Here is a 12,830-nt window from a genome sequence, read left to right on the forward strand (position 1 = left end):
ATCAAAGCACCTATACTTACCCAAAAAAGAGTATTTTTTTCTTTTTTTTGATTGGTCATAATTATAGTTACAAAAATTAAGTTTTGTCACTTGGCTGATCCTTTGGTCTAAGCCTGCGATCGCTACGAAAATAAGTAGCATTTTAGCAGTATAATAGCCTGCTAAAATCTTTAAAGTCTGGGGTAAAATGCTTTAGATGAGTAGCAAATGAGTAGATTTATAGACAGAAGCTAGAAAAGCCTTGATATCTAAAGTGCTTATGCTTTCTGCTGGAAAATTAGCTAGAGTCCAGTACGCTTCAATACAGTTCAGTTAAGACTAAAAATTATACTGATGTAGGTTTGGTTGAGGAACGTAGACCCAAAGGGGCTTCCCGTAGGATAACCCAAAATGATCGAGACTTTGTTGGGTTTATGTGTCGCTCAACCCAACAAAACCCCACAGTTAATCCCTGCCGTATCGAGAAAATCATATTACAATAAAATACCAAAAACCTGGTCGAGGTTGACCAGGTTTTATCGAGTTTACAGATTTCAAATTTTAAACTAATTAACTAGCTGAAAGTTAATAACTAGGGTGGACTGAAAAACTAACAAACTCAGCATTCTTGCGTTTTTCCGCTTTAGGATTTGGCTTTGCCTTTTACATTAGGCTTTTTGCCACTTCTATCACATTTGATATGCTGAAATTTGCTTGGGCTGATGACAAGGGGACACTAAGTCATTGACCCTTTTTGTTTGGTTCATATTTTGTTTGGTGTCCTACTATTTAAATTATCACTTAATTTGTGAGTTGCAACCCTTGGTTTACGAAAGTTGACGTTTTGTTAGATTTTGCAATCTCCAGCCATAAATTTGATCCCCAGCTCTCTTTTGAAGAAAGTTATAGGGATCTTGGATAGATTAAGCATAGTAACCAAACTGCATTGTCATCAATCCCACATAATCTGATTGTCATCCAGATGGTCAGCGACAATACGTCCAATGGCATCAATTTCTGCTATTTGGGCGGCGGAAAGCTTGATTTGGGCGGATAATAGCGTTGTCTCGTGCTTGTTCGGGATAACGCCCTCCAGCGATGTCTAGCGACAAGCCGCTAAGATGCGTCTACGCATTTGTTTGAGGTTGAGCAATTAACCAGGCTAAAGCTAACTGAGCAAGGGTACAATTATGAAGAAGGGCTAAAAGCTTCAGCGACAATTCGCTCTGAGTGTCCTTCACCATATACTTCAGCAGTATCAATTGTCGTAATCCCAGCTTCATAAGCGGCTCGAATAGTTTTAATCGAGTCAGCATCCTCAATTCCCACCCACATTCTTTTACCAGCTTGCCAAGTTCCCATTGAGGATGGGTGTGATTTTGACTTCACTTGTACCTAGCGTTCGCTTTTCCACAACTGCTTCCTAATTCATTACCTTGGACAGGTTCATACTTTCTCAGTCTTAGCTTCAAATTAAATCAGAGTTACAGTAGATGCCGATGGAATTGACTACAACTTTTCATGCTCTCAAAGAATGGGCAGTTGCCATAAATGCCTTGGAAAGTGGCAAAACAATTATGTTGCTCCGCAAGGGCGGTATCCACGAACGACATGGACATTTTCAAGTTGCCCACAAGCAAATTCTGCTTTACCCTACTTATGAACATCAACAAGCTTTCATGCTGAAAGCTGAATACGCCAATAGTGTCTATCCTGTAACATCAGGCTGGCATCCTGAAACAGTTCGCATTGGCAGTTGGGCTGAAATTACAGATATTTTGCCAGTGAGTGACGAGTCTATTGTCAACACCTTACTTCCCTTCCATATTTGGAACGAGCATTTTATTAGCGATCGCCTCAAATGGAAAGCACGTCAACCCCTTTATATTCTGCTTCTGCGGACATATAAACTATCGCAAGAGCTAGAAATTCCCTATTACGCCAAATACGCTGGCTGCAAGTCATGGATTGATTTAGATCGATCGATTCACTTGGAAACAGCACAACCAGTTTTATCTAACTTTGCATACAGCCAACTAGTAGAGACAATTCGCCAGATTGTCGGCGATAAGTTGTATGCTCCATCCTTCTAATAACCGAAATTGCTGTCTAGATACCCGATTTCTTGAAGAAATCGGGTATCTAAATCTAGCTTAAGTAAGTGCTATTCCACCCTACAGTTAATTTTATTTATACTCTAATATCAGGTTTGGTTAAGGAACGAAAGCTAACATTTCTGTGGCTACAATTTTTTGTAACCCAAGCGTATTGCTTTATAACTAACTTCTAAAACCTGCGCTTATATGTGTAAGCAGAAAAACAAATAGTCTGATTGCAAGCCTCAGTCAAAACAGTAGTTATTGTTACACACGATCGCAAAAAACGCGGATAACATGGGAAAAATCTCACCTAATAAACAAGGTGAGGCAAAGCTGTTTATCTTTATGTCCCTTTAGCAGCTGTCTTCCAGGCTATGAGTTGTTAAGCAATTATCCCGTAGTGGATAGAACTTAATTACATTTTGTCTAAAGTATTAGGCAAAGATTATCCCCAAGGATGATAATTACCTTGACAAAGATCAGCTATTATGCACCATTAGCTAAAAGCAAAGGAGTTTGCAATGCATCGACAAATGTGCTGGTTGTCTAAGTCTGGTGGCGACGGAGAGAAAATTTTGTATTTGCAGACAGAAGCCAATCAATCCTGGCGTCCTTACACAGCTTTTGGACATTTTGCAGTCCCAGATTATCAAATACCAGGTGGTTCTAAAGGTTGGGCAACTTATCAAAAACTTTTAAAAGCAGGTTGGACACTAGTACCTAGCGCACGGGCAAACGAGTTTGGTAGCAGCAGCTACGCAGAGTCAACAATTCAAAATCAATAGTCATTTGTCATTTTTCATTAGTTATTTTTTGCGTCCCTGTGTCTTCCTCACAAACCTCTGGGGGAACCTTCACCGCGAGGATCGGTGGCTCCTTCTAAAGTTCCATCAGATGTAACAGCGATCGCGTTACCATTACCCCAAGGAATAGTTTCCTTAATTTTGTGCCCCCGCCGTCGTAAGTCTTGCAAAGTCAAAGCATCCAAGCTCCAGGATTCAACGCGCAACTCATCTGGCAGCCATTGATGATGTATGCGTGGAACAGAAACAGCCGCACCAACATCCATGTTGTATTCCAGCACATTCAGGATTACTTGCAAAACCTGGGTGATGATGGTGCTACCACCAGGTGCGCCTACTGCCATCCGAAAATGACCATTTTCTGTGACAATTGTGGGAGTCATGCTGGATAGAGGAGTTTTGCGAGGTGCAATGCTGTTGGCATCGTTACCAACCAAACCAAAAGCATTAGGCACTCCTGGCGCAGCGGCAAAATCATCCATCTCATTGTTGAGAACAATTCCAGTTGCTGGTGTCACCACACCAGCACCAAAATTGAGATTAATGGTGAAAGTCAGACTGACGGCGTTGTGTTCTTCATCCACAACATTCAGATGAGTGGTTTGGAGAGATTCATGGGGAAGACAAGGGGATGAGGGAAGACGCAGACATTTTGAATTTAAATCTCCTGGCTTGACTTCGGTGGAGGGTCGAGCCATTTGCATATTAATTTCTTGACGGCGTTTTTTGGCGTAAGCTGGACTGAGAAGTTCTTGTACAGGGACTTTGACAAAATCAGGATCGCCTAAATATTTTGAGCGATCGCTGTAAGCAATCTTCATTGCCTCTACCATTAAATGTATCGCGTCTGGATGATGCCATCCCAAAGATTTCAAATCGGTGTCACCGATAATATTTAAAATCTGCAATAGGTGAACGCCTCCTGATGATGGTGGTGGCATTGAGCAAATTTTAGCTTTGCGGAAGTTGCCACAAACGGGAGTGCGCCAGATTGGTTTGTAGGCTTTCAGGTCTTCGAGAGAAATTAAACCACCATTTTTTACCATATCAGAAGCGATCGCCCGAGCAATACTTCCGGTGTAAAAACTTTGGGGATTTTCGGCAATTGCTGTTAAAGTGCGTGCCAAATCACGCTGCACAAGTTTTTCCCTTGGTTGATAAAATTCACCATTGCGAGTGAAAATTTCTCGCGCTGCGGGATTATTGAGAATTGCTTCCTGGCGCTGGTTGAGCCTCTGGGTTAGCATATTGCCAAGAACAAAGCCATCTTTAGCGAGTGCGATCGCAGGTTTCATTACCTCTTGCCAAGAAAGCTTACCATAGCGACGATGCACTTCATAAAGTCCTGCTACCGTTCCTGGTGTCGCTACTGCCAAATAACCATTAATACTTGCATTGGGACGCACCTTTCCTTGTGCATCTAGATACATATTTCTTGTAGCTTTCAGGGGTGCGCGTTCCCGGAAATCTAGCGCTTTCATGTCGCCAGTTTTCTCAGAGTGCATCAATAAAAATCCGCCGCCACCGATTCCGGCTGAAAAAGGCTCAACTACAGAAAGTGCAAAGGTTGTGGCTACAGCTGCATCCACGGCATTACCCCCTTTGCGTAACATCAAAATTCCCGCTTCACTTGCTAGGGGATGGGCTGATACCACCATCCCCTTCTTGCTACGTAGGGGTAAAGTTAAGGCTGCTGATGCAACTTGGCTGTAAAGCAAGACGGTGAAAGAAAAGATTGCGATGGCTACGCCCGCCGCAGGCATCGCAACTTGCTTAGGTTTAGCAACAGCAAGCTTTTTTATACCATTTCTCATAAAATTTTATACATCTTTAGCATCTCGGTGTACTTAACTTATCAGATTTTGATTACCATTGTTTGCCTAGCTTGCCGTCGTAGGTATCGTTAGACTGAATAAAGTATCCCGAAAGCTGCAACTTTTGGCACATTATTTGTGCTGTTCAAACAGCACTAACTCGATTATTGACAACTAAAGTTACTCCAAAAATCGATTCAGGTAGGAAAAACTTATGGCAATTACCATTGGAACCAACGGTAACGATACCCTACGGGGGGCTTATTACTACGACAGCCTAACTGGTGGCGGTGGCAACGATATATTTATTTACGACGAGAACTCAGCCTACAACTACATTCAGATGATCACCGATTTTACTGGAGTAGGTAAAGGTACAAACCCCATAGCAGCAGTCATTGCCGAAGCGGATACCCTAAATCTCCAGAGCTATAGTTCTGCCCAAAACTTGCTCCTCACGCAGAATGGCAACAATCTGGAAATCAGCTTTCAAGGGTTTACTTTTCGCAAAATCATTTTGGAAAACTTTGTCCTAGAAAACCTGGATAACCTTACCAAATCCACTGGAGCCACTGTAGATTTGGGCAATATTCTGTTTTATGGGCAAACTACCATCACTGACAGCTTTGATGTCTTCAATGCTAACTCCACCCAAAGCACTGTGTTTAAAAAAAACACAGTCACCTTCCTAAACGACCTATCCAACAATGTTAGTGGATTTGATAATTCAAATGATGTCATCAATGGTCAAGGGGGTGATGACATTATTGAAGGCTTAAGTGGCAATGACCTTTTGAGAGGTGGTGCGGGCAATAATACCCTCAATGGTGGTGTTGGTGACGACTTTTTGGATGCTGAATTCCCTTCAGGCAATAATCTGCTTAATGGTAGCGATGGCAATGATTCCCTGACAGCCTCTGGCAGCTATGAGTACTACTCCGAGTTCGGACAAGTCGACGATCGCTCTTTAGGCGATAATACCCTCAACGGTGGTGCTGGTGACGACTCTTTAAATGCTAGCGGTTCATTCGGCAATAACCTCTTAGATGGGGGCGATGGCAATGATTCTCTCTCCATCTCTGGGAGTGGAAGGAGTGCGGAGTACACATCGTCTAACTCTTACTCAGATGGCGATAACACCCTCAACGGTGGTGCTGGTGATGATACTTTAAATGCTAGTGGTTCATCAGGCGATAACCTGCTTTTTGGAGGCGATGGCAATGATTTTCTGACAGCCTCTGGCTATCTTTATCAATATACTGACAACTACTACAACACTCGCTCATCTGGCAAGAACCTCCTCTCTGGGGGCGATGGCAATGATACTCTAACAGCCTCTGGTGGCACTGGTAATAACACCCTCAACGGTGGTAATGGCGATGATAGTCTTACAGGCGGTAATGGCGATGATAGCCTCACAGGCGGCGGTGGTAAAGATAAATTTGTTTACAAAGGCTTAGTCAGAAACACGATTGGCGAAATAAGCACAGACCCGATTAATACTGGCACTCATACGATCGCCGATTTCGGTGGAGTAGGTAAAGGAATAAACCCCACAGCAGCAGTCATAGCCGAACTGGATACTCTGATATTCCAGGACAACATTGGCTTTACTGCCGACAATTTGCTTCTCACCCAGAATGGCACAAGTTTAGAAATCAGCTTTCAAGGATATGGTGATACCAGATTCATCCTGGAAAACTTTGCCCTGTCCAACCTTGATAACCTCACCAAATCTACAGGAGCCACTGTAGATTTAGGCAATATTCTGTTTTATGGGCAAACTACCATCACCGACAGCTTTGATGTCTTCGATCCCAACTTCACCCAAAGCACTGTCTTTAAAAAAAATACAGTCACCTTCCTAAACGATTTATCCAACAATGTTAGTGGATTTGACAATTCAAATGATGTCATCAATGGTCAAGGGGGTGATGACATTATTGAAGGCTTAAGTGGCAATGATATTTTGAGGGGTGGCAATGGCAATAATACTCTCAACGGTGGCGATGGCAATGATACTCTCAATGGTGGCATCGACAATAACACCCTCAATGGCGGGAATGGCGATGATTCTTTAAATTTCTACTCCCTATCTACGTTAGTAACTCAAACAGTAGACGGGGGAACAGGTAATGACACCTTGTCTTTCAGTTATAGCAGTGCTACCACGGGAATTACTTCAACTTTTGATGCGATTACTAACATTGCAGTAATTTCTTCGACGGCGGACACAACAGTGTTTAGCTACAAAAATATCGAACAATTAAATATCACAGGTACAGACTACGATGATTATCTTGTGGGAAGCAATGGTAATGATACGCTCCGGTCAGGCAATGGTAACGACACAATAGATGGCGGCGCTGGTGAAGATTTCTTGGATATTAGTCTTTCAACAGGGAATCACCTCCTCAATGGAGGCAGTGGCAATGATTCTTTACAGGCCTTGAGTTCGGACGAATTCGGAAATTACGTTGAGGGTAGCGTATCTGGCGATAATACCCTCAACGGTGGTGTTGGTAACGATATATTGAATATTTCCGGTTCATTGGGCGATAACCTCTTAGATGGGGGCGATGGTAATGATTTTCTCTCTGTCTCATCTGACTCAGATGGTCAAAACACCCTTAACGGTGGTGTTGGTGACGATACATTGGATGTTTCCGGTTCAACAGGCGATAATCTATTAGATGGGGGCGATGGTAATGATTCCTTGATAGCCTCTTATTCCTCAAGTAATAACACCCTCAAAGGTGGCAATGGTGATGATACCCTTAGAGGTGGCTTTGGCGATGCTATCATCATCGGTGGCAAGGGTAATGATCGGCTCTTTGGGGAAGGTGGTACTGATACCTTTGTTTTCAGTAGTTTCGATGAAGGTCTCGATCTGATACGTGACTTCGGTGCTGTTAATGAACCTAATGAATTAATTCAGGTGTCAGCTGGTGGTTTTGGTGGCGGTTTATCAGCAGGTGTACTTAAGGCAAGTCAGTTTACACTTGGAGAATCTGCAACCACTAGCAGCCAGCGATTTATTTATAACTCCACTACAGGTGCATTGTTCTTTGACCAAGATGGTAGTGCAGGCGAATTTACTCAAGTACAATTTGCTCAGGTGCAATTTACAACATTATCTGCTGGGTTGTCACTAACGAACAACAATTTTGTGGTTGTTTAATCGTTATCCTCGATGTAATGCGATGTCTGGCGACAAGCCACTTCTCTACGTTCCCTGCGGGACGCTTACGCGAACGCGCAGCGTGTCGCAGACAGAGGCTACGCCAACCCGTCTACGCCAATATCTAAAATGTGAGCTAATTATGGATACCGTAATTACACCAGAAAGAATCGAGTTACCACCTGGCGCGGTGTTGAAGCTTTTGGGAGACTGGAAAGACTATCAAGTATTGAGTCAGCAACTAGGCGATCGCTCCTCGCCTCGCATTAAATATCGCAGAGGAGAAATTTTGCTGATGGCACCGCTACCAGAGCATGGAAGAGATGCGAGTTTGTTGGCAGATATTGCTAAGGTTTTGCTGGATCATTTAAACCGCATATACGAGTCATTTACGCCCATTACCATGAGCTTGCCAGAGATTAGCGGTATTGAACCAGACTTTTGCTTTTACATTGAAAATTGCAGAGCAGTAGTAGGCAAAAAAAGAATTGATTGGGAGTCAGATCCACCACCAGATTTAGCAATTGAAATAGATGTGACAAGCTACACCGATATTAATGATTTCTTGCCTTATCGAGTGCCAGAAGTTTGGATATTAAAGAGTAATCGGTTATTAATTTATCGATTGCAGGGAGAAAGTTATGTGCTTACAGAAAGCAACTACTTCCCTAACGTCAGAGAAATTGTGCAGCAATGCCTCCAAATGGCCAATGAGCAAACAACAAGTGAAGTAATTAGGTGGTTAAAGAATTTTTTGCATGGACAACAGTAGTGGCGTGTCAAGACTAAATTTGTGCATTAGCAAACTCTTGTGGGATGGGCTTCTAGCCCGTCCTAATTGGCGGGCAAGATGCCCACCCCACAATAAAATTTATTGCAGCATTTTAGTCTTGTCACGCCAGTAGGGTGTTTTACGGAAGCCGTAACGCACCATTTCTGGTTTTCGGTACATTACACTAACTCTTAATTACGAATTACGAATTACGAATTATTTAATCCCTTCGATTTGCGAAACTCCTGGACAACATCTTTAACATCACGTAATTCCCCTTCAACTAAATAGTTTAACTGTCGCATTTCATCTGCCGAAATCTTTCCAGCCAGGGAAGCGATCGCTGTTCTTAATTCGGGATATTTTTTTAATATTTCTTGTCGGACAATAGGCACTGTTTCGTAAGGTGGAAAATAATGTTTATCATCCTTGAGTACAACTAAACCCAAGCGAGAAATTTGTCCGTCAGTGGAATTACCCGCCACCATATCCACTTGTTTTTGAATCAAAGCACGATATATTAAACCCAAGTCCATAATTTGCGGAGATTTAGCAAAACGTAAATCGTAAGTTTTCGCTAATCCGGGAAAACCATCTTCTCTTTCTAAAAATTCGTAACCAAAACCGCCACGCCACTGCGGTGTATATTGAGTAGCTTGGGAGAGAGTTTGAATATTGTAGCGTCTGGCATCTTCACCCCGGACAATCATCGCAAAAGTGTTTTCAAAACCTAAGCTGGGCATCACTTCCAAATTGAACTGCTGGGAGTATGCTTGTTTTAACTTCTCATAAACTTCTTTGGGATCGTTAACTGCTTTTTGCTTCAAAATTGCAGTAAAAGATGTGCCTGTGTACTCAATATAAGCATCGATTTTGCCAGCAGTAATAGCACTATGACAAACAAAAGAACCACCCAAACGGGGACGACGAGCTACTTTTAAATTAGTTGTGGCTTCAATTTGCTGTGCTAACAGTTCACCTAAAATATCTTGTTCGGTAAAATCTTTGGAAGCAACAATAATATTACCACCGTTATTACTATTTAAATTCGGCGTACAGCCAACAATTACCAATAACAAGGCAAAACTTAAAAAGCAAAGCGTGAAAAATCTTTTCATTAACTTTTAATTTTTAATTTATTCTCCATCCAGCCAATTGCAAAGTCAGCTAATAATGCAATTACTGCCGCCGGAACTGCACCAGCTAAAATTAACTGATCGTTTACTACTGATATACCGCGAAAAATAAATACTCCCAAACCACCAGCCCCAATTGCGGCGGCAATAGTTGCAATACCAATGGCGATTACTGTTGCGACTCGCACACCTGCCAAAATTACTCCCATCGCCAAGGGTATCTCAACTTGCAATAACAATTGTCTATCTGTCATTCCCATACCTCTCCCAGCTTCCCGAATTGCTGGATCGACGCTAGTAATACCTGTGTAAGTGTTACGAATTATCGGCAGTAAGGAATATACAGTCAGGGCAACAATTGCTGGTACTGCACCAATTCCGCCAATTATCGGAACAGGAATGAGTAAGCCAAATAGCGCCAAGCTGGGTATAGTTTGGAGAATATTTGCTATACCGAGAATTGGTTGGCGGAGATAGGTTTTACGTGTAATTAAAATACCTAATGGAATGCCTACAAGGATGGCAATTCCGATCGCGATGCCTACTAAAAATAGATGTTCGAGTGTATGCTGAAGAATTTCTGGGGCATACTTAACCAAGAAGAAATTTTTCATAAAGTATCTTGCAGGGAACGCAGACATTGCAGAAAAGCGAGGCTTTCTGGATGTTGCGATCGCATAAATTCATCTCTCGTCCCCAATACTACCAATTCTCCGCCATACATTAAACCAATTCTCGATGCCAAAACTAAGGCTTCTTGAATATCGTGGGTGACGAAAACAACTGTTTTGCCTAACTCTTGCTGCAAATGCCGAAACTCTTGTTGCAGTTCGAGGCGCGTAATTGGATCGAGTGCGCCAAAGGGTTCATCCATCAACAACACTGGCGGATCTGCTGCTAAAGCCCTGGCTACACCGACTCTTTGCCTTTGTCCTCCCGAAAGTTCGTGCGGGTAACGTGTGGCGAATTGTGCTGGTTCTAAGCCTACCAATTGCAACAGTTCATAAACCCGCATTTTAATTTGTTTTGGTTGCCAGCCTTCCAAAGAAGGGACTAAACCAACATTGCGTTCGACAGTGAAATGGGGAAATAAACCAATTTCTTGAATGACGTAACCAATTTTTCGCCGCAGTTTAATTTCATCCCATTGAGTTGTGGGAATGCCATCAAATAAAACTTCGCCTTGTGTAGGTGTAAATAGGCGATTAATTAACTTCATTGTTGTGGTTTTGCCGCTACCACTGCGCCCAAGTAATACCAGTGCTTCTCCTTGACGGATGGTGAAGTTGAGATTTGACACTAATGGGCGATGGTTGCGGCTAAAAGTGACATCGCGGAATTCGATGGCGGTTTGGTTATTTTGCGGCATGAGTGGCTTTTGGGGGACGCTAGCTATTGTATTATGTGCTGATTTTGCTAGGGTGCTAACGCCCATTTGCTTTTCCTAAAATTAGTCTGAATGGTCAAAAGAGGCAGGGGAGCAGGGAGCAAGGGGGAAAACTGTTGTACTCCGCCCCAGTAAGAGCGCCTTAGAAGGGCAAGTAATAATTTAGACTTTTCAAACAACCTCTAAAGAAACAATTTCTCCCGGATTTCTCAAAGACGCGATTTACCGCGTCTCTTGCCTTATCCTGCATTTTATGCAGTTTTAGCATTTTCATCAGATGCTTGTTCTGCAACATTTTTCAAGCGGCTCGATCTGATTTTGCGGATGCGATCGCTATAGCGAACACCACCTGCCATCTCATATTCGCGGCTGTCTTTGCCGTACTTGATTGCAACCACCATCAACATTTTCTCAGAAAGCTGACTCAAGTTTTTTTCCATCTCTTCAATTTCAGTTTTAGAAGAGTCAACTACAGACAGAGCAGTATTATAAACATCAATTTTGCTGCGTAACTGATCGATTGACTCAACTAATTTTTCTAGACTATAATCTTCATCAAATTTGACGCTTGGAACAATTGATTTTAGCCCAGCCGATCTTAACTGAGCTTTTTCTAAAGTACGGGATGTGCGTTTTTTACGAGACATAAAATTACTCCTTTAAGATGCTCCTAGAGCTAGCTTGCCTCAATTAAACTGCGTTCCGGTTCAGTAAAACTCGCAATTTTTTTTACTAAAATTTTGGATTGATAACAGTAATTTTTCGGAGCTTAATTACTATATTTTGGTATTTATAAGCTCCCATAAGTTCTGTAGCGGCTCCCGTAAGTTCTGTAGCGGCTCCCATAAGTTCTGTAGCTGCTCCCATAAGTTCTGTAGCTGCTCCCATAAGTTCTGTAGCTGCTCCCGTAAGTTCTGTAGCTACTCCCGTAAGTTCTGTAGCTGCTCCCATAAGTTCTGTAGCTGCTCCCATAAGTTCTGTAGCTGCTCCCATAAGTTCTGTAGCGGCTCCCGTAAGTTCTGTAGCGGCTCCCGTAAGTTAGGGAGTGCATAAACGCAAAATGGCTTGTTAATGAATATTCCTGCGTAGGCAAAACTTTTTTAACGGACTTCCAAATAAAAAAATATTCAATAAACTCTTGTGGGGTGGGCGTCTCGCCATTGGTGTCAACTTAACGTGAAACTGCACGTCCACCAGGAATTGAAATTCCTGGCTCATAGCCGAAGTCATCTAAAGATGACTAAATATCCCCAAAAAATCTTGAGTCTACTTCAGTAGACTTTAGCTATTAGGCGGGAACTTCAGTTTCCGACGGGTACTCAAACCAAGCGAGAAGCCATTTATAGCTTAACTTGACACCAATGGCGTCTCGCCCCACAATATTGGATAATTTATTTCTTGGAATTCCCTAAGCGATCGCATAGTATTCTGTAAAAAAGACCAATATAGGCGATCGCCTTTCTACAAACTGCGATCGCCAACTCATGGACACCAGAGAGAGTTTGTAAATTCGATACCTGATTGATGGTTGAGTAGCTGTAAAAGGCGATCGCACTTCACTTAAAACTATAGATCCTGCATCCCCTTATACCAATTGACCAAAATCAGGCTACAGATGCAAGTTAAATCTAACTCTCTTAAATTACGAATTACGAATTA

Annotated in this window: 11 protein-coding genes and 1 pseudogene; 4 read left to right on the top strand and 8 right to left on the bottom strand. The window is 42.5% G+C overall.

Annotated elements, in window-relative coordinates; genetic code table 11:
* Positions 1-1,179 precede the first annotated feature (1,179 nt).
* A pseudogene (locus tag V7K61_RS34280) lies at positions 1,180-1,393 on the bottom strand (aldo/keto reductase); the annotation flags it as partial.
* 79 nt (positions 1,394-1,472) lie between these two features.
* Here V7K61_RS34280 and V7K61_RS33480 point away from each other — a divergent pair.
* Positions 1,473-2,072 (top strand): DUF1802 family protein, encoded by a 600-nt coding sequence (locus V7K61_RS33480; protein WP_335060453.1) that lies wholly within the window; start codon positions 1,473-1,475, stop codon positions 2,070-2,072.
* A gap of 527 nt (positions 2,073-2,599) precedes the next feature.
* The gene (locus V7K61_RS33485) at positions 2,600-2,863 is read left to right on the top strand and encodes a hypothetical protein (protein ID WP_335060456.1); all 264 of its coding nucleotides are present in this window, start codon (positions 2,600-2,602) and stop codon (positions 2,861-2,863) included.
* A gap of 47 nt (positions 2,864-2,910) precedes the next feature.
* On the opposite strand, the gene ggt is transcribed toward V7K61_RS33485, so the two are convergent.
* Positions 2,911-4,644, bottom strand: coding sequence for a gamma-glutamyltransferase (gene ggt / locus V7K61_RS33490; RefSeq protein ID WP_335060624.1), 1,734 nt, complete (start codon positions 4,642-4,644; stop codon positions 2,911-2,913).
* Between the two features lie 265 nt (positions 4,645-4,909).
* Here ggt and V7K61_RS33495 point away from each other — a divergent pair, with 265 nt between their 5' ends.
* Positions 4,910-7,876: a beta strand repeat-containing protein gene (locus V7K61_RS33495; protein WP_335060458.1), complete on the top strand. Its 2,967-nt coding sequence runs from the start codon at positions 4,910-4,912 to the stop codon at positions 7,874-7,876.
* A gap of 142 nt (positions 7,877-8,018) precedes the next feature.
* On the top strand, positions 8,019-8,648 hold the full coding sequence (locus tag V7K61_RS33500; protein ID WP_335060460.1) for a Uma2 family endonuclease: 630 nt from the start codon (positions 8,019-8,021) through the stop codon (positions 8,646-8,648).
* 209 nt (positions 8,649-8,857) lie between these two features.
* On the opposite strand, the gene V7K61_RS33505 is transcribed toward V7K61_RS33500, so the two are convergent.
* The 6 genes from V7K61_RS33505 to V7K61_RS33530 all read right to left on the bottom strand — a co-directional run bounded on the left by V7K61_RS33505 (position 8,858) and on the right by V7K61_RS33530 (position 12,726).
* Positions 8,858-9,766, bottom strand: a complete 909-nt coding sequence (locus V7K61_RS33505; protein WP_334929451.1) for a glycine betaine ABC transporter substrate-binding protein — start codon at positions 9,764-9,766, stop codon at positions 8,858-8,860.
* Entirely contained in the window at positions 9,766-10,398 is a 633-nt protein-coding gene (locus V7K61_RS33510) for an ABC transporter permease (RefSeq protein WP_094352407.1), read from the bottom strand. Before V7K61_RS33510 ends, V7K61_RS33505 begins: the two co-directional genes overlap by 1 nt.
* Entirely contained in the window at positions 10,395-11,153 is a 759-nt protein-coding gene (locus V7K61_RS33515) for an ATP-binding cassette domain-containing protein (protein ID WP_335060626.1), read from the bottom strand. The genes V7K61_RS33510 and V7K61_RS33515 overlap by 4 nt, the downstream gene beginning before the upstream one ends.
* A gap of 269 nt (positions 11,154-11,422) precedes the next feature.
* Positions 11,423-11,818 (bottom strand): hypothetical protein, encoded by a 396-nt coding sequence (locus tag V7K61_RS33520; protein ID WP_335060462.1) that lies wholly within the window; start codon positions 11,816-11,818, stop codon positions 11,423-11,425.
* A gap of 85 nt (positions 11,819-11,903) precedes the next feature.
* Positions 11,904-12,164, bottom strand: a complete 261-nt coding sequence (locus V7K61_RS33525) for a hypothetical protein (RefSeq protein ID WP_335060467.1) — start codon at positions 12,162-12,164, stop codon at positions 11,904-11,906.
* Between the two features lie 415 nt (positions 12,165-12,579).
* Positions 12,580-12,726 (bottom strand): hypothetical protein, encoded by a 147-nt coding sequence (locus tag V7K61_RS33530; RefSeq protein WP_335060469.1) that lies wholly within the window; start codon positions 12,724-12,726, stop codon positions 12,580-12,582.
* Positions 12,727-12,830: the final 104 nt, after the last annotated feature.

Origin of the sequence: Nostoc sp. (genome assembly GCF_036918015.1) — a bacterium.
Lineage (GTDB): Bacteria > Cyanobacteriota > Cyanobacteriia > Cyanobacteriales > Nostocaceae > Nostoc.

Excerpts from the sequence above, each read along its gene's own strand:
- V7K61_RS33480 (WP_335060453.1), top strand. The coding sequence starts at position 1,473 with ATGCCGATGGAATTGACTACAACTTTTCATGCTCTCAAAGAATGGGCA.
- V7K61_RS33485 (WP_335060456.1), top strand. The coding sequence starts at position 2,600 with ATGCATCGACAAATGTGCTGGTTGTCTAAGTCTGGTGGCGACGGAGAG.
- ggt (WP_335060624.1), bottom strand. The coding sequence starts at position 4,644 with ATGCCTGCGGCGGGCGTAGCCATCGCAATCTTTTCTTTCACCGTCTTG.
- V7K61_RS33495 (WP_335060458.1), top strand. The coding sequence starts at position 4,910 with ATGGCAATTACCATTGGAACCAACGGTAACGATACCCTACGGGGGGCT.
- V7K61_RS33500 (WP_335060460.1), top strand. The coding sequence starts at position 8,019 with ATGGATACCGTAATTACACCAGAAAGAATCGAGTTACCACCTGGCGCG.
- V7K61_RS33505 (WP_334929451.1), bottom strand. The coding sequence starts at position 9,766 with ATGAAAAGATTTTTCACGCTTTGCTTTTTAAGTTTTGCCTTGTTATTG.
- V7K61_RS33510 (WP_094352407.1), bottom strand. The coding sequence starts at position 10,398 with ATGAAAAATTTCTTCTTGGTTAAGTATGCCCCAGAAATTCTTCAGCAT.
- V7K61_RS33515 (WP_335060626.1), bottom strand. The coding sequence starts at position 11,153 with ATGCCGCAAAATAACCAAACCGCCATCGAATTCCGCGATGTCACTTTT.
- V7K61_RS33520 (WP_335060462.1), bottom strand. The coding sequence starts at position 11,818 with ATGTCTCGTAAAAAACGCACATCCCGTACTTTAGAAAAAGCTCAGTTA.
- V7K61_RS33525 (WP_335060467.1), bottom strand. The coding sequence starts at position 12,164 with ATGGGAGCAGCTACAGAACTTATGGGAGCAGCTACAGAACTTATGGGA.